General features: G+C 70.9%; 15 protein-coding genes. 13 read left to right on the top strand and 2 right to left on the bottom strand.

Annotated features, from left to right (window positions below):
• Positions 1 to 213: 213 nt before the first annotated feature.
• From rplU to QOL88_RS13010, 8 genes are all read left to right on the top strand, one after another.
• The gene (gene rplU / locus QOL88_RS13045; protein ID WP_031130898.1) at positions 214 to 534 is read left to right on the top strand and encodes a 50S ribosomal protein L21; all 321 of its coding nucleotides are present in this window, start codon (positions 214 to 216) and stop codon (positions 532 to 534) included.
• 14 nt (positions 535 to 548) lie between these two features.
• Complete coding sequence (rpmA, locus tag QOL88_RS13040; RefSeq protein WP_031107501.1) at positions 549 to 803, top strand: 50S ribosomal protein L27; 255 nt, start codon at positions 549 to 551, stop codon at positions 801 to 803.
• A 124-nt stretch (positions 804 to 927) separates the two neighbouring features.
• On the top strand, positions 928 to 2,364 hold the full coding sequence (gene obgE / locus QOL88_RS13035; protein ID WP_097216585.1) for a GTPase ObgE: 1,437 nt from the start codon (positions 928 to 930) through the stop codon (positions 2,362 to 2,364).
• A 143-nt stretch (positions 2,365 to 2,507) separates the two neighbouring features.
• Positions 2,508 to 3,986, top strand: a complete 1,479-nt coding sequence (locus QOL88_RS13030; protein WP_257027736.1) for an FG-GAP-like repeat-containing protein — start codon at positions 2,508 to 2,510, stop codon at positions 3,984 to 3,986.
• 179 nt (positions 3,987 to 4,165) lie between these two features.
• The gene (locus QOL88_RS13025) at positions 4,166 to 5,716 is read left to right on the top strand and encodes an alkaline phosphatase D family protein (RefSeq protein WP_097216583.1); all 1,551 of its coding nucleotides are present in this window, start codon (positions 4,166 to 4,168) and stop codon (positions 5,714 to 5,716) included.
• A gap of 573 nt (positions 5,717 to 6,289) precedes the next feature.
• Positions 6,290 to 7,786 carry a bifunctional cytidylyltransferase/SDR family oxidoreductase gene (locus QOL88_RS13020; RefSeq protein WP_097216582.1) on the top strand — a complete coding sequence of 499 codons (1,497 nt, stop codon included), beginning with the start codon at positions 6,290 to 6,292 and terminating at the stop codon, positions 7,784 to 7,786.
• Between the two features lie 176 nt (positions 7,787 to 7,962).
• Positions 7,963 to 10,077, top strand: coding sequence for a CDP-glycerol glycerophosphotransferase family protein (locus QOL88_RS13015; RefSeq protein ID WP_257027735.1), 2,115 nt, complete (start codon positions 7,963 to 7,965; stop codon positions 10,075 to 10,077).
• A 200-nt stretch (positions 10,078 to 10,277) separates the two neighbouring features.
• Complete coding sequence (locus tag QOL88_RS13010; protein WP_097216580.1) at positions 10,278 to 11,486, top strand: glycosyltransferase family 2 protein; 1,209 nt, start codon at positions 10,278 to 10,280, stop codon at positions 11,484 to 11,486.
• Positions 11,487 to 11,652: 166 nt separating this feature from the next.
• On the opposite strand, the gene QOL88_RS13005 is transcribed toward QOL88_RS13010, so the two are convergent.
• A complete protein-coding gene (locus tag QOL88_RS13005) occupies positions 11,653 to 13,686 on the bottom strand; it encodes a CDP-glycerol glycerophosphotransferase family protein (RefSeq protein ID WP_179878850.1) in 2,034 nt (677 codons plus the stop codon).
• A gap of 601 nt (positions 13,687 to 14,287) precedes the next feature.
• Here QOL88_RS13005 and proB point away from each other — a divergent pair.
• The 5 genes from proB to QOL88_RS12980 all read left to right on the top strand — a co-directional run bounded on the left by proB (position 14,288) and on the right by QOL88_RS12980 (position 19,278).
• Complete coding sequence (gene proB / locus QOL88_RS13000; protein WP_097216578.1) at positions 14,288 to 15,394, top strand: glutamate 5-kinase; 1,107 nt, start codon at positions 14,288 to 14,290, stop codon at positions 15,392 to 15,394.
• A gap of 133 nt (positions 15,395 to 15,527) precedes the next feature.
• Positions 15,528 to 15,986: a DUF8830 family protein gene (locus tag QOL88_RS12995; RefSeq protein WP_031108816.1), complete on the top strand. Its 459-nt coding sequence runs from the start codon at positions 15,528 to 15,530 to the stop codon at positions 15,984 to 15,986.
• A 72-nt stretch (positions 15,987 to 16,058) separates the two neighbouring features.
• Positions 16,059 to 17,345 (top strand): glutamate-5-semialdehyde dehydrogenase, encoded by a 1,287-nt coding sequence (locus QOL88_RS12990; protein WP_097216577.1) that lies wholly within the window; start codon positions 16,059 to 16,061, stop codon positions 17,343 to 17,345.
• A 194-nt stretch (positions 17,346 to 17,539) separates the two neighbouring features.
• Positions 17,540 to 18,112 carry an SCO2584 family spore wall biosynthesis protein gene (locus QOL88_RS12985; RefSeq protein ID WP_441349293.1) on the top strand — a complete coding sequence of 191 codons (573 nt, stop codon included), beginning with the start codon at positions 17,540 to 17,542 and terminating at the stop codon, positions 18,110 to 18,112.
• A gap of 89 nt (positions 18,113 to 18,201) precedes the next feature.
• Positions 18,202 to 19,278: an SCO2583 family membrane protein gene (locus tag QOL88_RS12980; RefSeq protein WP_097216575.1), complete on the top strand. Its 1,077-nt coding sequence runs from the start codon at positions 18,202 to 18,204 to the stop codon at positions 19,276 to 19,278.
• A gap of 23 nt (positions 19,279 to 19,301) precedes the next feature.
• Here the strand turns inward: QOL88_RS12980 and QOL88_RS12975 are convergent, their stop codons facing one another.
• The gene (locus QOL88_RS12975; RefSeq protein WP_097216574.1) at positions 19,302 to 20,423 is read right to left on the bottom strand and encodes a M48 family metallopeptidase; all 1,122 of its coding nucleotides are present in this window, start codon (positions 20,421 to 20,423) and stop codon (positions 19,302 to 19,304) included.
• Positions 20,424 to 20,477 lie beyond the last annotated feature (54 nt).

The raw sequence follows: 20,477 nt of genomic DNA, 5'->3' as shown, positions 1-20,477 counted from the left end.
GACCGGCGTGACCGGTCGCACAGGTGACGGGCCCGGCTCGGTTTGACCCCTTCGGCCGCGGCCCCGTAACCTTGACCGTCGGCGTGTCGATTGACGCGTCTACATCCCCGTAAACCTCATCCTCCGGGCGCCGGGCGCCAGGAGAGGCTGCCTGCTGAGTCGGGCGGCTGGCCTGCGGGGGTGCCGTTTCCCGAGCTAGAGAGTGAGTTCCGCGTGTACGCCATCGTGCGCAGCGGTGGTCGCCAGCACAAGGTTGCTGTCGGCGACATCGTTGAGGTTGACAAGATTTCCACTGCCAAGGTTGGCGACTCGGTCGAGCTCTCGACCCTGCTCGTTGTCGACGGCGACGCCGTGACCAGCGACCCGTGGGTGCTGGCCGGCATCAAGGTCCAGGCCGAGGTCGTGGACCACCACAAGGGCCAGAAGATCGACATTCTGCGCTACAAGAACAAGACCGGCTACCGCCGTCGCCAGGGCCACCGCCAGCAGTACACGGCGATCAAGGTCACTGAGATCCCCGCGGCTGCGAAGTAAGGGACTGAGGAGAAATGGCACACAAGAAGGGCGCATCGTCCACCCGGAACGGTCGCGACTCCAATGCCCAGCGGCTCGGCGTGAAGCGCTTCGGCGGTCAGGTCGTCAACGCGGGTGAGATCCTGGTCCGTCAGCGTGGCACCCACTTCCACCCGGGCTCCGGCGTCGGCCGTGGCGGCGACGACACGCTGTTCGCCCTCGAGGCCGGTTCGGTGCAGTTCGGCACCCACCGTGGCCGCAAGGTCGTGAACATCGTTCCGGTCGCCTGATCGGAAGCTTTCGCGAGGCGGACCTCACTTCCCTCACGGGAAGCGGGTCCGCCTTTCGCGTGTTACGCAGAGAGCAACCCCGTACAACCTCGTACACATACGTACGCACCTGGAGGCACACACCATGACCACCTTCGTGGACCGCGTCGAGCTGCACGTCGCCGCGGGTAGCGGAGGCCACGGCTGTGCCTCCGTTCACCGTGAGAAGTTCAAGCCCCTCGGCGGGCCGGACGGCGGTAACGGCGGGCGCGGCGGGGACGTGATCCTCACCGTCGACCAGTCGATCACCACGCTGCTCGACTACCACCACTCCCCGCACCGCAAGGCCACCAACGGCAAGCCCGGCGAGGGCGGCAACCGCTCCGGCAAGGACGGCCAGGACCTCGTGCTGCCCGTGCCGGACGGCACGGTCGTGCTGGACAAGGCGGGCAACGTCCTCGCCGACCTGGTCGGGCACGGCACGTCGTACGTCGCCGCGCAGGGCGGCCGGGGCGGGCTCGGCAACGCGGCGCTGGCCTCCGCGCGGCGCAAGGCGCCCGGGTTCGCGCTGCTCGGCGAGCCGGGAGACCTGCGGGACGTCGTCCTGGAGCTGAAGACCGTCGCCGACGTGGCCCTCGTCGGGTACCCGAGCGCCGGCAAGTCGTCGCTGATCTCGGTGCTGAGCGCCGCCAAGCCGAAGATCGCCGACTACCCCTTCACCACGCTCGTGCCGAACCTCGGTGTCGTCACGGCCGGTTCGACCGTGTACACGATCGCCGACGTGCCCGGTCTGATCCCCGGGGCCAGCCAGGGCAAGGGCCTGGGTCTCGAGTTCCTGCGGCACGTGGAGCGGTGCAGTGTGCTCGTGCACGTCCTCGACACCGCGACGCTGGAGTCGGAGCGTGACCCCGTCTCCGACCTCGACATCATCGAGGAAGAGCTGCGGCAGTACGGCGGACTGGACAACCGGCCGCGGATGGTCGTCCTGAACAAGATCGACGTACCGGACGGCAAGGATCTGGCCGAGATGGTGCGCCCCGACCTGGAGGCGCGCGGCTACCGCGTGTTCGAGGTCTCGGCCGTGGCGCACATGGGTCTGAAGGAGCTGTCCTTCGCGCTCGCCGAGCTCGTGGCGCAGTCGCGGGCCGCGAAGCCGAAGGAAGAGGCGACCCGGATCGTGATCCGGCCCAAGGCCGTGGACGACACCGGCTTCACCGTGGCGCAGGAGGCCGACGGCCTGTTCCGGGTGCGGGGCGAGAAGCCCGAACGCTGGGTGCGCCAGACCGACTTCAACAACGACGAGGCCGTCGGATACCTCGCCGACCGGCTCAACCGGCTCGGTGTCGAGCAGGAGTTGGTGAAGGCGGGCGCCCGGGGCGGCGACGGCGTGGCCATCGGCCCCGAGGACAACGCGGTCGTCTTCGACTGGGAGCCGTCCATGACGGCCGGGGCCGAGATGCTCGGCCGGCGCGGTGAGGACCACCGCTTCGAGGGGGAGCGGCCGGCCGCGCAGCGCCGCAAGGACCGGCAGGCCGAGCGGGACGACGCGCAGCAGGAGTTCGACGACTTCGAGCCGTTCTGAGTTAACGAACAGCAAATTGCAACGGACTTCGGCGCAACCAAGTCGTTCTCCGGTGAGTCGTACAGGGTGGCGCCGGTAGGGATCTTGTTCCCCGCCGCGCCGTAACTGCCCAGCGGATCAACGGAGTTGACGTGCCTCAGTCCATGAGCAAGCGCAGGGTCGGCCGAGTGGTCGCCGCGGCCATCGCCGTCGTCGCGGCCGTGACCACCCCGGTGGCGGCCGCACACGCCGCCCCGGCCGCTCCGTCCGGCGCGGAGAGGCTCCAGGACGACTTCAACGGCGACGGCTACCAGGACCTGGCCGTCGCCGCCCCGCGCGGAAAGGTCGACGGACAGGCCCAGGCCGGTTACGTGGCCGTCGTGTACGGCTCGGCCAAGGGCCTCGACCTCACCCACAAGCAGGTTCTCAGCCAGAACACCCCGGGCATACCCGGTGCCGCGGAGACCAACGACGACTACGGCGACGGTCTCGCCGCCGGCGACCTGGACGGCGACGGCTACGCCGACCTGGTCGTGGGCGCCCCGGGCGAGAGCGTCGCAGACGTCACGGCGGCCGGCACGCTCGCCGTGCTGTGGGGCGGGAAGCAGGGCCTGTCCGGCGGCACGGCCGTGGCCACCGGCACCGAGGAAGACCGGGTCGACCCCGAGACCCCGGCGCTCGGCGACTTCGACGGCGACGGCCATCTGGACCTCGCCACCGGCAACCGGCTGCTGTCCGGGCCGTTCGACCGCATCACGGGCGCCGCGAAGAGCCGGACCCTGGCCATCGAGCCCGCGTACGTCACGGACGACGTGGCGGCCGGGGACGTCGACCACGACGGCATCACGGACCTGGTCGCGCTCATCCACGACGTCAGCGACGACGACATGCACGACCCCGACTACCGGCACCGGCGCGCGGTCTTCCTGCGGGGCACCCATGACGGCCTGAGCGCCCCCGCCCCGGTGAACAACCCCGACGGCACGCGCATGCGCGGCGGCGAGAGCCTCGGCGTCGGCGACGTGGACAAGGACGGGTACGCCGACCTCGTCATCGGCCGCCCGAACGACGGCTTCGGCGAAGTCGACCTCGACGACCCGCTGCTGAAGGGCGGCCAGATCGGTGTGGTGCACGGCTCGGCGAACGGACCCGACACCTCCCGTACGACGATCATCACGCAGGAAACCCCGGGTGTGCCCGGAAGCTCGGAGTGGTCCGACAGTTTCGGCGGGGGCATCTCCGTCGGTGACGTCAACGCCGACGGCTACGCGGACGTCGCCACCGGCAGTGCGAGCGAGGACCTCGGCGAGGTGTACGCGGCCGGCCAGGTGACCGTCCTGCGCGGCGGCGGGTCCGGGCTCACCGGGAACGGCGCCTACAGCATCAGCCAGAACACCAAGGACGTCCCGGGCACCGCGGAGCAGAACGACTTCTTCGGCGCCGACACCAACCTGCTCGACGTCAACGGCGACGGCCGGGCCGAGCTGTTCGCCGGCGCCACCGGCGAGAACCGGGACGGCGGCGTCTGGGCGTTCCCCAACCCGGTGAACACTCCCACCGCGACCGGCTCGTTCAGCTTCGGCGCGGGGACCCTCGGCACGGTCACGAGCGGCTCCTCCCTCGGCAGGGGTTTCGCACGCTGACCCGTTACTGATCACCTGTCAGACTCGCCCCGGCAACGGCTTGTTCCGATGCTGGCGGCGAGTCTCTCTTTGTCTGCTTAGTTGTCATGTACGTGAACCCCGGCGTTCAGCGGGCGGACCGCCCACGAGCGTGAAGCTTCCCAGTGTCCATGTGGCCAGCGAGGTAAGGGAGTCAGCCGATGACCGGAGCAGTATCCCCCGACCGACGCCGCTTTCTGACCGCGGGAGCCGCGGTGCTCGGCGCCGCGGCCTCCGCCCAGCTGTGGCTCCCGGCCGCCGCCCGAGCGGCCGAGACGCCGTTGCCCGACGGTGTGTTCAGCCTCGGCGTCTCCTCGGGCGACCCGCTGCCGGACGGCATCGTGCTGTGGACCAGACTCGCCCCGGACCCGCTGAACGGCGGCGGCATGCCCGACCGGCCGGTGCCGGTGGAGTGGCAGCTCGCCGAGGACTCCCGGTTCAGAAGAATCGTCCGAGAGGGCACCGCACAGGCCCGGCCCGAGTACGGGCACAGCGTTCACGTGGACGTACGCGGGCTGCGCGCGGACCGTACGTACTGGTACCGCTTCCGCACCAGCGGGCAGCTCTCGCCCGTCGGCCGCACCCGTACCGCGCCCCACCCCCACAGCTCCGGTGGCTCCCTGCGCATGGCCCTCGCCTCCTGCCAGAACTGGCAGCACGGCTATTTCACGCCATACGCAGACATGCTCGACCAGGACCCGGACGTCGTGGTGTTCGTCGGCGACTACATCTACGAGTCCACGCCCTCGGCGACGGGCGTACGGCGGCACGAGGGCGCCGGTGAGCCCCTCAGCCTCGTCCAGTACCGCAACCGCTACGCGCAGTACCGCACCGACCCGGACCTCGCGGCGATGCACGCGAACGCGCCCTTCGTGGTGACCTTCGACGACCACGAGGTGGACAACGACTTCGCCGGCGAGATCCCGCAGGACCCGGACAAGCAGCCGCACGACGCGTTCGTCGCCCGGCTGACCGCGGCCTACCAGGCCTTCTACGAGCACATGCCGGTCCGTGCCACCGCCGTCCCGGACGGCCCGCACATCCGGATGTACCGCCGCCTGGAGTTCGGCCGCCTGGCCCGGCTCAACGTCCTGGACACCCGCCAGTACCGCAGCGACCAGGCCACCAGCCAGGCCGGCGCCCAGGACCCGTCGCTGACCATGCTCGGCGCCCGGCAGAAGCGGTGGCTGCTGAACGGGCTGCAGGACTCGCCCGCCCGCTGGAACCTCATCGCCTCCCAGATCATGATGGCCGAGACGGACCTCCAGGTGGGCGAGGGCAAGCTCTGGTTCTACGACGCCTGGGACGGCTACCAGGCCGAACGCAACCGGTTCCTCCAGGAGTTCAGGCAGGTCCGCAACCCGGTGGTGCTCTCCGGCGACCGGCACCTGACGATGATCAGCGACCTCAAGGAGGACTACGCCGACCCGGACGCCAGGGTCGTCGGCGCCGAGTTCGTCGGCACCTCCATCTCCAGCAACGGCGACCAGGACCAGGCCGCCTTCCGCAAGGAGTGGGACCCGCGGCGCCCGGACAACCCGCACTGGAAGCTGCTCGACGCCCACCGCGGCTACCACCTCTTCGATGTCCGCCGTGACGGCATCGACGCCCAGGTCAGGGTGGTCGACACCGTGCGGCAGCCGACCTCGACGCCGAGCACCCTGGCGCGGCTGCGGGTCGAGGCGGGGCACCCGGGCGTCGAGGTCGTCTGACCCGGCCCGCGAGGCGCGTGAGCCCGGGACTCCTCGGAGTCCCGGGCTCTTCGTCGTACGGGACGTGTGAGATGTGTGAGAAGTCCGACCTGGTCCCGCTGGTGTATTGCTCATGCCGAGACCGAAATGCTGCGCAATCGCAACCAGGAATTCCGCGGCAATGAGCTGCCGGGAGAGCGGTATTCGCGGTCGGCCCGCATGAAGAACGAGTGCCGCCCCGGGCCCGGGGAAGTGCGGAGTCGCACTCCGCGGCCCCCGTGACCGCCCGGGCGAGCGGCGGCCGTGGTGCACGGGGCGCCGTCAAAGCGCGTACCGTGCACAGGACATCGTCCCAAGGAGCCCGTGAGGGCCCCTCGGTCACCGCCGCCCCGAGCGGCTCCGCTGTCGCTGGGCTTCTGTGCAGTTACTCACAGCGCATTTCCCGGGGCTCGCGCAGCCGTCTCGCAATGAGCGGCGTCTCCAGGTGAATGAGAGGTTGCGCGCACATATGCGGTGGAGGTCGCTCACCTTGCATTGCGGTAACCACAAGTGGGACCATTTCCAAGTTCCCTGTCGCCCCAAGGTAGGTCACCTGTGTCCCAGCACATAGCCAAGCCCCGTACCACCGCAGTGATCCTGGCCGGTGGTACCGGTCAGCGCGTGGGTCTGTCGATCCCCAAGCAGCTGCTGAAGATCGCCGGCAAGGCAGTCATCGAGCACACGCTGACCACCTTCGAGAACGCCGACTCGATCGACGACATCATCGTGCTGATGGCGCCGGGTTACGTGCCCGACATCGAGAAGATCGTCGCGAAGGCCGGATTGAAGAAGGTCTCGAAGGTCATCGAGGGCGGCTCCACGCGGAACGAGACCACCGAGCGCGCCATCGCCGCGCTGGGCGAGGGCCTGGCCGAGGGCGAGGACGCCAACGTCCTCTTCCACGACGCTGTGCGCCCCCTGCTCTCGCAGCGCGTCATCGACGACTGCGTCGTCGCCCTGGAGCGCTACCAGGCCGTCGACGTGGCCATCCCGTCCGCGGACACCATCATCGTCACGCGCACGCACGGCGACGACGGCGAGTTCATCACCGAGATCCCGGACCGCTCCCGCCTGCGCCGCGGCCAGACCCCGCAGGCCTTCAAGCTGTCCACGATCAAGCGCGCCTACGAGGTCGCCGCCGGCGACCCCAACTTCCAGGCGACCGACGACTGCTCCGTCGTGCTCAAGTACCTGCCGGACGTGCCGATCCACGTCGTCGCGGGTGACGAGTACAACATGAAGGTCACCCAGCCCGTCGACGTCTTCATCGCCGACAAGCTCTTCCAGCTGGCCTCCACCGCCGCCCCCGAGCAGGTCTCCGAGGAGGCCTACCGCGAGCTGCTGACCGGCAAGACCATGGTCGTCTTCGGCGGCAGCTACGGCATCGGCAAGGACATCGCCGAGCTCGCCGAGTCCTACGGCGCCAAGGTCTACGCGCTCGGCCGCTCCACCACCGGCACCCACGTGGAGAACCCGGAGGAGGTCGACGACGCCCTGTCGAAGGCCTACGCCGAGACCGGCCGCATCGACTACGTGGTCAACACCGCCGGCGTGCTGCGCATAGGCAAGCTCGCCGAGACCGACAACGCCACCATCGAGGAGGCGCTGAAGGTCAACTACCTGGCCCCGGTGCAGATCGCCCGGTCGTCGTACAAGTACCTGTCCGAGACCAAGGGCCAGCTGCTGCTCTACACCTCCAGCAGCTACACCCGGGGCCGTGCCGAGTACAGCCTGTACTCCTCGACCAAGGCCGCGATGGTGAACCTCACCCAGGCCCTGTCCGACGAGTGGGCCGGCGACGGCGTCCGCGTCAACTGCATCAACCCCGAGCGCACCGCCACGCCCATGCGCACCAAGGCGTTCGGCCAGGAGCCCTCGGGTTCCCTGCTGTCCTCCGAGGCCGTGGCCCGCACCTCCCTCGACGTGCTGCTCTCCGAGCTCACCGGCCACGTCATCGACGTCCGCCAGCAGGACCCGACGGCCGGCGCGGCCCGGGCCACCGGCTTCGAGCAGGCACTGGCCACGGTGCTGGACCGGCAGGACGGCGTGTAATAATTGGCGCCAAATAGACTTCAGTAATTCAGGCCTCTGCGCCCTCCTGTTCACGGCTTTTGCCGTCGATCGGAGTGTTCGCAGGGGCCTGAATCCATACAGTCTCGCGAATATTCACAGACCAGCCGCATTCTCGAACCAAGACCGGCACACCCCTCCCAAGAGCAGGTTTCTCCGTGATATCCACCGCTATTCGCGTCGCCCGGGTGGGCAGCGCGGCCGAGCTGGCCGCGGCGATCCTCATGGTGGCGGGCTTCCCCGCCCTCATGCTGGCCGCGCTCGTCCCGAGCGTTCCCGCCTTCGCGGCAGCGGCCGCCGTGACGTACCTGGCGGACCACTATCTGCACCGCAAGGGCAGCTACCTGATCAACCGCCTCGGCAAGGTGCGGGCCGGTCTGTCGATCCGCTTCCTGATAAGGCAGCTGCTGCTCGTCCTGCTGCTGGCCCGGCTGTCCCTCGCGGACAACCTGATCTACTACGGGGCGATCGCCTGCTTCATCGCCTTCTACGGTCTCCAGGCCCCGCACGGCGCGCTGGTCCAGCTGATCCGCAACCGCCGCCGCATGCCGGTCGCCACCCGCAACGTCGACCTGGCCTCGCGCATCCGCATCCCGGACGCCCCGCCGCGCAGGCTGCTGCACCGCTCCGCCGAGAAGATGCTCCACCTCGACCTCGTGGCGGTCGTCGGCATCCTGGTCGCCGCGCAGGTCAAGTCGGCCCTGGTCGGCTTCATCGGCATCGGCATCACCGTGGCCCTGGCCACCCTGTACGTCCTGGCGCTCGTGCCGTACGTGCGCGGCCGGAAGACCCCGCCGAACGCAGAGAAGGTCCTGGCCGCCGTCGACGACTGGCTGGGCGAGTACAAGCCGGAGACGGTCCTGTACTTCTCGGGTTCGAAGGACTCCGCCTACCAGGTCAACATGTGGCTCGACACCATGGAGAAGCTGGAGTCCAAGCCGCTGATCATCCTGCGTGAGCGGGCGATCCTGAACAATCTGGCGCCCACCACGGTCCCCGTCATCTGCGTGCCCGGAGGGGTGCACCTGATGAACCTGGACCTCTCCACGGTGCGCGTCGCGCTCTACGCGGCCAACGTCGGCAAGAACATCCACCTGCTGCGCGTGCCCACCATCAAGCACGTCTTCATCGGCCACGGCGACAGCGACAAGCTCGCCAGCGTCAACCCGTACAGCAAGGTCTACGACGAGGTGTGGACGGCCGGCCGTGCGGGCCGCGACCGCTACGCCATCGCCGACGTCGGTGTCCGCGACGACGACATCGTCGAGGTCGGCCGCCCGCAGCTCGCCCCGATCCAGACCTGGCAGGGCGTGCCCGAGGGCCGCATCCCCACGGTTCTGTACGCCCCCACCTGGGAGGGCTGGGACGGCAACCCGGGCAACACCTCGGTCGTGCTGGCCGGCGAGAACATCGTGAAGCAGCTCGTGCAGGCCGACCCGCCGGTCCGTGTCCTGTACAAGCCGCACCCGTTCACCGGCAACGTCAGCAAGGAGGCCGGCGCCGCTCACCGGCGGATCACCGCCCTGGTGCAGAAGGCCGCCGCGGAGCGCGCCATCAACACGCGCTTCATCGCCGACACCGCCGCCCAGGCGCAGGCCAAGGCCGAGCTGGAGCGGATCGAGGCCCGGCTCGCGCAGCTGTCCGGCTCCGGCGGCGACCGCGGCGACGAGGCCGAGGCCACCCGTGACGGGCTGATCGACGTCGCCCGGCACGAGGAGGCCGCCCGGCTGCGCGCCGAGTGGAACGACGCCTACTGGCGTTCCTTCCCGTCCTGGGAGCACCGCGTCATCACCGGAGCCGAACCGCGGCTGTACGACTGCTTCAACGTCTCCGACGCGATGGTCTCCGACATCTCCAGCGTGGTGTCCGACTTCATCGCGAGCGGCAAGCCGTACGCGGTCACGGACTCCGCCGGAGTGGGCGTCGAGGAGTTCAAGCGGAACAACACGGCGGTGCGTGCCGCGGTGATCCTCTCCAACAGCGCGTCCGAGCTGGGCGAGCTGCTCGGCGCGGTCCGCGCCCCGGACGCCGACCGGCTGGCCGGGGACCGCAAGGAGCTCAAGCAGTATCTGCTGGGCCCCGACGAGCCGACCTCGCTGGAGCAGTTCAACACCGCCGTCGCGAACCTCGCGGTCAAGGCCGAGGCGCGCAACGTCGGCCAGCAGTCCCGGGACGTGGCCGCCCTCGCGGAGAGCGAGGCCGAGCTGGCGAACGCCGTGCCCGGGCAGCGGGTGTCGACCGCCGGTGACACGGACGGAGTCGGCACGGGCTGAACTGCCCCCGCGTGAGACAGGTCGGCCCCGAGGAGTTCTCCTCGGGGCCGAACCCTTTCGTTTCCCCGTTTCCTGTTCGTTCACTTTGTGACCTGAACCACTAACACGGGTGTCCGAGGCAACCGCTTGCCCCGATCACCCGTCTATCAAGTAGCGAATGAGGCGATACGGGGGGAATATCCCATTGACTAGGGGGAAACGTGGCCGTTGCGCAGCCTGATGTGAGTGTGATCATCGGGGCGTACGAAGCGATGCCGTATCTGATCGAGTGCCTCTCGTCCGTCGAGGCGCAGACCATCGATCCGATGCGCGTCGAGGTCATCGCGGTGGACGACGGTTCGACGGACGGGACGGGGGAGTACCTGGAGGAGTTCGCCGCGCGGGCTCCCATGCATGTGCTGGTGATCCGGCAGGAGAACTCCGGCGGCCCCAGCGGCCCGCGCAACGTGGGCCTGGGCAAGGCCACCGGACGCTACGTGTTCTTCCTCGACGCGGACGATCGGCTGGGCCCCGAGGCCCTGGAGCGGATGGTCGACATGGCCGACCGCGCCGGCACGGACGTGGTGCTCGGCAAGGTCGAGGGCGTCAACCGCTCGGCGCCGAAGTCCATGTGGGGCAAGACGGTGGAGCGGACGGACGTCTTCTCCTCCAACATCAAGTTCACGCTCAGCGCGCAGAAGCTGTTCCGCCGCGCCCTGCTGGACCGGCACGGCATGCGCTTCGACGAGTCGCTGTTCACCGGCGAGGACGCGCTGTTCACCATGGAGGCGTATCTGCGGGCGGACGGCGTCTCCGTGGTCGCCGACCACACCTGCTACTACCTGGTCGGCCGCGACGACGGCAAGCACGTGACGAAGAGCGGCGGTTACACGCTGCGCTTCGACTCCGCGCGGGCCCTGATGGAGCTCATCGCCGATCTCGTCCCCGCGGGCGGCCGGCGGGACCAGCTGATGATCCGCCCCTTCCTCGTCACGCTGCTGCCGCAGTTCGGACCCAAGTACCTGACGGACAGCGAGGAGGTCCGCCGGCACAAGTTCGAGCTCGCCAAGCCGCTGATGGACACCTACTGGACCGAGGGTGTCGCCCAGCGCCTCAAGGTCCACGAGCGGCTGCGGCTGCACCTGGTCGCCGAGCAGCGCCCCGAACTGCTGCCGGACGTCGTGAAGTTCGTCAAGGCCAAGAAGCAGGCGGCGGCCCTCCTGGAGAGGAAGGGCCGCCGTGTGTACCTGGCCTACCCGCACTTCCGGGACCGCGCCGCCGGCGTCCCCGACGCGGTCTACCTCGCCGAGCCCCGGGAGGCCCGGGCCTTCCCGGGCTACCGCGAGGGCGGTGTCGACACCTTCATGCGCCGGGCGGTGCGCAAGGCGCGCCGGGTGCTGACGTCGCGCGAGGTGCGGCACGCGGCGTGACCGCACGTGCCGCTGCCCGACGCGGTGCGGTCGGGACCTCGGTCGCGGTGCCGCTCGACGCGATCGGTCGGGGCCCCCGTCGCGATGCCGCTCGGCGCGTGGGGGCGCGACCTGGAACGCGGTGCCGCTCGACGTGGTGCGGTCGGGACCTGCGGCGCGGTGCCGCTCAACGCGGCGCGGTGGAGACCTCGGCCGCGGTGCGCTGACCGGGCACCGCGGCCAGCCGCTCCGCCACCCGTGCCCTGTGGTCCCGGGCCGCCCCGCACAGCGCCCGGACGGCGTCGTTGAAGCGCTCCTGTGACGAGGGCTCCGCCGGGCCGAGCAGCCGCAGCTTCAACTCGGCTCGCGCCTCGGCCAGTTCGTCGCGCTCCGGGTGCCGGACGGCGTCCAGCAGGTCCGGCACCCCGGCGGCGTCCGGCGTCAGCACCGTCGCCGCCACCACCGTCGGGAACGCCACCCGGAAGGCGTCCTCGGACAGCCCGCTGGTGTTGGCCACGGCGTACGGCTTCGCACTCGCGAGGAAGTCGCTGATCACGCTCGACACATCGCTGATCAGCAGGTCGGCCACGTTGAAGCAGGAGTACAGCGTGGGCCGGGCGTCCGTGATGATCTGGTGCGCACCCTCCGGCAGCGAGGACCAGTACGCCTCCTCCCACGCGGCCGTCGCCCGCGCCACCGCCTCCGCGCGGCCCGGCTCCGGCGCCGACTGCACCAGCATCCGCTCCAGGGTGTCGGCCCCGGCCCGGAACACCGACGTGGTGAGCCGGTCCAGCTCTGCGGTGCGGAGGGTGAGTTCGGCGCTGTCCGAGGTGCGTGCGCCCGCCCGCTCCCGGTTGGCCGCCCGGATCAGCTCCCGGATCCGCAGATCGGCCGCGCCCGCGCGCGGGTCCACCGAGCCCGTCAGCGGGTGCGGCTTGTACAGCAGCCGCACGCCCGGGTCCGCGAGCAGCGCCCGCACCAGGTTCTCGCCGGCCGCGATCACCGAGGTGTTGCCGGGATTGCCGTCCCAGCCCTCCCAGGTCGGCGCGTACAGCACGGTCGTGCGCGGCCCGGCCGGCGGGCCCGCGTAGGGCAGCACGCCGTCCAGCTGCGGGCGGCCCGTCTCCACCACGTCCTTGTCCTCGACCCCGACCTCGGCCAGGGCGTAGCGCTCGCGCGCGGCGGGCCCGGCCACCCACACCTCGTCGTACGCCTTCGCGTACGGGTTGCAGGACGACAGCTTGTCGCTCTCGCCGTGGTTGACGAAGGTGTGCTTGATCGTGGGGATGCGCAGCACCTGGGAGGTCTTGCCGGAGTTCGACGGGTGGATGAGGACCTGGAGAGTGGAGTGCTCCAGGCGCATCAGCGTCGACACCTTCGGCAGGCACACGATGGGGATGTCCGTCGCCGCGATCTTCTGCACCATGAACCGCTCGCGCAGGATGATGACCGGCCTGCCGTCCAGCCCGGCGAGCGGCTCCAGCCACATGTTCGCCTGGTAGGCCGAGGCGGCACCGCCGGAGAAGTACAGGCCGGCGGTCGGCCGGTACGTGGCCAGCCAGGCGTCGAACCAGTCGAGCACCTCCTGCTCGTCCGCCGGGCGGCGTCCCGGCAGCAGGCGCAGGAGCAGCGCAGCGAGGCCGGTCAGACCGAGGGCGAGGGAGAGCGCGATGCCCGCCGCCGCGTAGACCGGCCGGTCGCCCGGCGCACTGGCCAGCAGCCCGGCGGTCGCGGGCAGGCCGAACACCAGCAGCCGGTGGCCGGGGCGGCGCAGCAGCACGGACGGGGCGGGGGACAGCCGCAGCGCCGAGGCGTCGATGTTCCGGGTCACCACGGGCAGCGTGCGGGTGCGGCGGACCAGCACGGAGACCGCCTGGATCGCGCAGTGCAGCGCGTAGAAGACGAGCAGCCCGGCCACCAGCGGGGCGTACACCGTCTCCCGGTCCTGCTCGCCGAGCCGCAGCAGGGCCACGACCAGCAGCAGGTCCCGCAGGACGTGCCGCACGGTGATGTCGGCGTGCGACTTGGCGAACAGCGACAGCACCCCGCGCTGCCACCGGTACAGCACGCCCTCGGTGGCCAGGGAGACGGCCGTCGCGGCGATCAGCAGCGGGACGTGGGGCAGCAGCGCCGCGACCGCCTGTGCGGCGAACGCGGCGGCCAGGACGACGGTGACCAGCCCCTTGAGGAGGGCCTGCGGGCGGGGGAGAGGTACGGGCACTGCGGTCACTCCAGGAGCGTCGGGTCGGCGCAGGTCGGCCGTCCGGGTTAACGCGCGGCGACCTCTCTACGACACGCGCGTGTCGCAGGGGCGTGGGGGCGGTTACCGTCTCGCGTGTCGTGGACCGTAGCGGAAGATCCTGTTCCTGTCGCGGGCGGGGTCGAAGAAGGTCGGGGAAGAGGCCCGACAAGGGGGAAAGGTCGCGTTGTGGAGTCGAGGAAGGGCGGCAGCGCTGCCGTGACGACGGGGGCGGCGTTCCCGTGACGACGGGGGCGGCGTTGCCGTAACGACGGAGGCGGCGCTCCCGTGACGACTGGGGCAGCGTTCCCGTGACGACCGGGGCAGCGTTCCCGTGACGGCGGTGGCATTGCCACCCTGGCGACGCGACGGGGCAGTGTTCCCGCGACGACGCCGCCACCGCTCCCCTGACGACGCCGGCAGCGCTCCCGTGACGCGGACGGCACCGCTCCCGTGACGCGGACGGCACCGTCCGTAGCGTGGACCGGCGCCGCACCCCGTCCGGCAGTCCCGTAGATTTCCTGGTGAGGGACCGAATCGACGCGAGGGGACGGACGGCGACGTGGCAGGGGCAAGGCAGGCCGTGGGCGAGGCCCGCAGGATCGTCGTCAAGGTCGGGTCCTCCTCGCTGACCACCGCCTCGGGCGGCCTGGACGCGGACCGCGTGGACGCGCTGGTGGATGTCCTCGCCAAGGTCCGCAGCGGCGGGGAACGCGAGATCGTCCTGGTCTCCTCGGGCGCCATCGCCGCCGGCCTCGCCCCGCTGGGCCTGCGCCGCCGCCCCAAGGACCTCGCCCGGCAGCAGGCCGCCGCCAGCGTCGGCCAGGGCCTGCTGGTCGCCCGCTACACCGCCTCGTTCGCCCGCTACGGCGTCCGCGTCGGGCAGGTCCTGCTGACCTCCGACGACATGAGCCGCCGCTCGCACCACCGCAACGCCTCGCGCACCCTCGACAAGCTGCTCGCCATGGGTGCTGTCCCGATCGTCAACGAGAACGACACCGTCGCCACGGACGAGATCCGCTTCGGTGACAACGACCGCCTCGCCGCCCTCGTCGCCCACCTCGTCCACGCCGACCTGCTGGTCCTGCTGTCCGACGTGGACGGCGTCTACGACGGCGACCCGGCGAAACCCGGCACCTCCCGCATCGGCGAGGTGCGCGACCCCTCCGACCTCGCGGGCGTAGAGATCGGCAGTACCGGCAAGGCCGGTGTCGGCACCGGCGGCATGGTCACCAAGGTCGAGGCCGCCCGGATCGCCGCGGCCGCCGGCGTCCCCGTCGTCCTCACCAGCGCCGTCCACGCGGCCGACGCCCTGACCGGCCAGGACACCGGCACCTTCTTCCACCCCACCGGCAAGCGTTCCGCCGACCGGCTGCTGTGGCTCCAGCACGCCTCCACCCCGCAGGGCGCGCTGACCCTGGACGACGGCGCCGTGCAGGCCGTCGTGGACCGCCGCAAGTCGCTGCTGCCGGCCGGGATCGCCGCCGTCGAGGGCGAGTTCAGCGCCGGCGACCCGGTCGAGCTGCGGGACGGCACAGGGCACGCGGTGGCCCGCGGGCTGGTCAACTTCGACGCCAAGGAGATCCCCCGGCTCATCGGCCGCTCGACCCGGGAACTGGCCCGCGAACTCGGACCCGCGTACGAACGCGAGGTCGTACACAGGGACGACCTGGTGGTCCTGCACCCGTAATGGGTCGAAACGTCCGCCCCCGGTGGTGGACGTTCCGCAAAACCGCCACGCGATGCCTTGCGGCCTGCTCAACTTTGTCTCGGGGAACTGTTCCGCAGCAGCGCCAAGCGCAAAGGAGGCCGTCGTGAGACGAGTGCGCCCTGGGACTCAGGCGTCCCGCGGTGGTGCCGGCTCCCGTGCGGCCGGTGAGGAGCGCGCCCTGACGAGCGTGGCGGCCGGGGACCGGTTCCAGGGCGAGGAACCCGGCGACACCCCGCGTCTGTGGCACGTCACCCTCAGCGTCTCCGGCAAGGAGGCCCCGCTCCCGGAGGTCCGGCGCGCCCTGGAGCAGCTCGCCCACGACCATCCCTTCTTCCTGACCAGCCGGTACGCGGTCGACCACGCGGAGATCCGCTACTGGGAGGAGGCCCGCGACCTGCACGACGCGGCCGCCGTCGCCCTGCGCCTGTGGGGCGAGCACCGGCAGACCGCCGGCCTGCCGCCCTGGGAGATCGTCGGCCTGGAGGTCATCGACCGCGCCACGTACCACCAGCGCATCGCGGAGGGGTACGGGCCGCCCCCGGCCTCGCCCGTCGGAGTTCACCCGTTTTGATCCGGTCCGGGAAACGTCTCGGGGTGTGAAACGCGCGATGAACGGATCCGCTCGGCGCACTACGCTTCCCTCATGACCACGCTTTCGCCGTACGACTCCATGTCCCCGGTCACCGAGGCCGCCTACCGCGCCAAGGCCGCCGCCGCGACCCTCGCGCCGCTGCCCCGGGCCGAGAAGGACGACGCGCTGCTCGCCATCGCGGACGCGCTGGAGGTCCGTGCGAGCGAAATCGTCGAGGCCAACGCCAAGGACGTCGCCAAGGCCCGCGAGGCCGGCATCAGCGAGGCCATGATCGACCGGCTCACGCTCACCCCCGAGCGGATCCGCGCCATCGCCTCCGACGTGCGCGACGTCGCCGCCCTGCCCGACCCGGTCGGCGAGGTCGTCCGCGGCTCCACGCTGCCCAACGGCATCGACCTGCGCCAGGTCCGCGTGCCGCTCGGCGTCGTCGGGATCATCTACGAGGGCCGCCCGAACGTCACCGTCGACGCCGCCGCCCTCTGCCTGAAGTCCGGCAACGCGGTCCTGCTGCGCGGCTCCTCCTCGGCGTACCAGTCGAACACCGCCCTGGTGCGCGTCCTGCGCGACGCCGTCGGCGGGGCCGGACTGCCCGCCGACGCCATCCAGCTCGTCCCCGGCGAGAGCCGCGACAGCGTGCGCGAGCTGATGCGCGCCCGCGGCCTCGTCGACGTGCTCATCCCGCGCGGCGGCGCCTCCCTGATCAACACGATCGTCCAGGAGTCCGTCGTCCCGGTCATCGAGACCGGCACCGGCAACTGCCACGTCTACGTCGACGCGCAGGCCGACCTCGACATGGCCGTCGAGATCCTGATCAACTCCAAGGCCCACCGGGTCGGCGTCTGCAACGCCGCCGAGACCCTGCTGGTCCACCAGGACATCGCCGCCGCGTTCCTGCCCCGCGCCCTGGACGCCCTCGCGGAGGCCGGCGTCACCGTGCACGCCGACGAGCGCGTGCAGGCCTACGCCGAGGACTCCAAGGCCACCGTCGTCGAGGCGACGGCCGAGGACTGGGAGACCGAGTACCTGTCGTACGACATCGCCGCCGCGGTCGTGGACTCCCTGGACAAGGCCGTCGAGCACATCCGGCTGTGGACCTCCGGCCACACCGAGGCCATCGTGACGACCTCCCAGCAGGCCGCCCGCCGCTTCACCCAGCTGGTCGACTCCACCACCGTCGCCGTGAACGCCTCCACCCGCTTCACCGACGGCGGCCAGTTCGGCTTCGGCGCCGAGATCGGCATCTCGACGCAGAAGCTGCACGCCCGCGGCCCCATGGGCCTGCCGGAGCTGACCAGCACGAAGTACATCGTCACCGGGGACGGGCACGTGCGGCGCTGACCCGCGCTTCCCCGGAGCGCGGGGGTATGCAAGCCGTCGTATGACCGTGCGGGTCATCCGGATGGCGCAGACGCGCGCGACCGGAGTGCCCGGGCGGGCGTGCGCCGTGTGGGGCCCCGCGCGAGCCGTCTCAACCGGCGGATGAATTTCCGTACCGTCTGCCCAAATTGACCCCCCAGGTCTACTCTGGATTCGTGCCGGAGGACGTGGGGGGCACGCCGTTTCCGGACGGCCGGGAGCCCGACGACGACCACGACCGCGGGGTGTCGGACGAAGAGTTCGCCTCCGTGGTCTTCGACGAGGCCTTCGTACGCGCGGCCGTGGTGCACGAGCCGACAGCGGTGGAGCGCCTCCTGGCCGCCGCCCAGGCGAGAGCCGAGGCCTCCGAGGCGGAGTCGCGCCGCGCCCACACCAGAGGCGAGCGCTTCGACGACCGGTACGCGGACGGGCGCGGAGATTTCGGCCATGATCCCGACTTCGACGAGTTCGACGACCCCGATGTCATCGAGGGCCCTTACGGCAGCACCGGGACGTACTCCAAACAGGTCCGCTGGCACCGCCCCGTCGCCTGGCTGCTCGCCCTCGTGATGGGCGTCGGCATGGTCGCCCTGGCCTTCATGGCGGTCTACCGGGGCGCGTCCTCCAGCCGGGACGAGCCCGCGCCACCGCCCGCCTCCACCGGCCTGGAACAGGGCGGCGCAGCCGCCCCCTCGGCGTCCGCCGACTACTCCCAGCCGGCCGTCTCGGTGATCCCCCGCAGCCCCTGACCGGAACCCGCCCATCCTGGTGAGAACCTGTCAGAACTTGTGGAGCAGCCGGGCGTTTACCCGAGCTTCCGGCGACCTACCCTGAAGATATGGGCGGGCCTGGAAACCCACCTGAGGGGAGTCCCGAGGGCGCCCCCGGAGGTGGAGAGGACGAGTATCGATCCGTCGTCTTCGACGAGTCGTTCGTCCGTGCTGCCCGCCTCCAGGAGTTCTCCGCGCGGGAGCGCATCGCCGACCACGCGCCCGCCGTGCGACGCCGGCCGCCCCTGCGCCGGGGCCTGTCCCGGCAGGCCCTGGTCCTGGTCCTGCTGATCGCCGTCGCCTTCGGCACCGCGATCTACATGGGAGTACGGCACCCCTACCAGACCCCCGCCGCCCGGGAGCCCATCGAGCCCCTGCGGATGACCGTCATCCCGCTCGCCCCCGAGGGCAAGGTGCCCGGCACGGCCGACCTGGCGAACCTGTATGAGCACAGCCCCGCCGCACAGTTCCGGACCGGCGCGGAGGGCGTGCCGCTGCCCGCCTCGCGGCGCACCGCGCACTTCTCCGACAGCCAGGTCGTGAGCGCCCTGAGCACCGCCAAGGACTACATCGTGCGGTCGGCTCTCGACCCGGAGGTGCTCACGGGCGGCGAGGTCAGGGCCGTCCGCGTGCTGCTCGACCCCGAGCAACTGGACCAGTTCGACCAGAGCTTCACCCGCCCCACCGCCGACGGCCGCCACGCGCCCACCGGCTGGCTGGTCCGCTTCGACCCCTCGCGCGCCCAGCTCGCCGACAACAAGGTCCGGGTCCAGGGCACGCTGCAGGCCGCCGAGGCCGATGCGTCCACCCTCGAGGTGACCGCCGACCACACGTTCGTGTACGCGCTGCGGGCGACCGGGTCCGGCTCGGGCGGCCCGGACGAGGTGTCCCTGTTCACCCTCCGGCGCGAGCTGCACTTCCGCTTCGACCGCGACGATCTGCGGCTGCACCAGGCGCAGCTCGTCGTCTCCTACGTCCAGGCCGGCCCGCTCTCCTGCGCCGAGGACTCCACGAACCATCTGAGACCCCTCCTGGCCGGCCAGACGGCCAAGGAGGGCGGCCCCGCGGGCACCGACCCCTACGCCACGGGCAGCGCGACGGCCCTGTGCGGCACGCTGGCGACGAGCGCGCAGCCGAAGGTCTGAGGGGCCGGAGGGCCGGAAGGGTGCTAGCTGCCGTCCCGCGGCGGCCGGTCGTCCCCGGAGGAGTCCGACGGGCCCGTCTCCGGCCCCTGGGGCGGCTTCGGGGACGTGTTCGTGAAGCCGCCGAAGCCGCGGCGGACCCGGTCGCCCAGGTCGCCGGCGCCGCCCGCGAGGTCGGTGACCAGCTTCATCAGCGGGTCCTTGGAGCTCTTCACATGGGTGCTGTAGTGGTTCGCCGACTCGCGCCAGGAGTCCCGGACCGAGGTGTCCTTGTCCTCGTCGCGTCGCGGGTAGTGGCCGTCCATGATCCGCTGGTAGTCCCGCGACTCGGCCCACTTCTTCAGCTCGGCCGCCCGCACGGTGGTGAAAGGGTGGGAGCGGGGCAGCACGTTGAGGATCTTCAGCACCGAGTCGCGCAGGTCACCGCCCGCCTCGTACTCCTCGGCCTGCGCGAGGAACGCGTCCACGTTCATCTCGTGCAGGTGGTTGCCGCCCGCGATCTTCATCAGACCCCGCATGGAGGCCTGCAGATCCTGCCCGACCAGCAGCCCGGCCCGGTCGGCGGAGAGCTCCGACTTGCGGAACCACTCCCGCAGGCCGGTCACGATCGCCATGATGGCGAGGTTGCCCAGGGGGATCCAGGCGACCCGGACGGCGAGGCTGGTCAGGAACAGCAGGATCGTCCGGTAGACGGAGTGACCGGACAGCGCGTGGCCCACTTCGTGCCCGACGACCGCCCGCATCTCCTCCTCGTCGAGGAGCTCCACGAGGCCCGTCGTGACGACGATGATCGGCTCGTCCAGGCCGATGCACATCGCGTTCGGCTGCGGGTCCTGGTTCACGTACATCGGCGGGACCTTCTCCAGGTCCAGGATGTAGCAGGCGTCCCGCAGCATCACGTTCAGATGGGCGAACTGCTGGTCCGAGACCCGCACCGAGTCGGACAGGAACAGCAGTCGCAGACTGCGCTCGGGAAGCAGGCCGCTGAGCGCCTTGAACACCGTGTCGAAACCGCTCAGCTTGCGCAGCGCCACCAGGGCGGAGCGGTCGGCCGGGTGCTCGTAGGTGCGCGAGGAGATCCCGGGGAAGCGCCTGCGCTGCCTGCTCGGCACGTGCTCGTGCCCGGTGTGCTCGTGGCCGTCGGACATGTCTTCCCCCAGCGTCTGGTGTGACCTTTGCGGCCCTTTGTGCGGCCTTTTGCT

It is taken from the genome of Streptomyces sp. Ag82_O1-12 (assembly GCF_900182715.1).
In the GTDB taxonomy this organism is placed as follows: domain Bacteria; phylum Actinomycetota; class Actinomycetes; order Streptomycetales; family Streptomycetaceae; genus Streptomyces; species Streptomyces massasporeus.
The sequence above is the reverse complement of the archived record's forward strand: the minus strand, read 5'-3'. Positions and strand labels throughout refer to the sequence as shown.

What these genes read in the sequence shown, in the direction of transcription:
- rpmA (WP_031107501.1), top strand. Translation starts at nt 549, where the DNA reads ATGGCACACAAGAAGGGCGCATCGTCCACCCGGAACGGTCGCGACTCC.
- obgE (WP_097216585.1), top strand. Translation starts at nt 928, where the DNA reads ATGACCACCTTCGTGGACCGCGTCGAGCTGCACGTCGCCGCGGGTAGC.
- QOL88_RS13030 (WP_257027736.1), top strand. Translation starts at nt 2,508, where the DNA reads ATGAGCAAGCGCAGGGTCGGCCGAGTGGTCGCCGCGGCCATCGCCGTC.
- QOL88_RS13025 (WP_097216583.1), top strand. Translation starts at nt 4,166, where the DNA reads ATGACCGGAGCAGTATCCCCCGACCGACGCCGCTTTCTGACCGCGGGA.
- QOL88_RS12990 (WP_097216577.1), top strand. Translation starts at nt 16,059, where the DNA reads ATGACCACGCTTTCGCCGTACGACTCCATGTCCCCGGTCACCGAGGCC.
- QOL88_RS12980 (WP_097216575.1), top strand. Translation starts at nt 18,202, where the DNA reads ATGGGCGGGCCTGGAAACCCACCTGAGGGGAGTCCCGAGGGCGCCCCC.
- QOL88_RS12975 (WP_097216574.1), bottom strand. Translation starts at nt 20,423, where the DNA reads ATGTCCGACGGCCACGAGCACACCGGGCACGAGCACGTGCCGAGCAGG.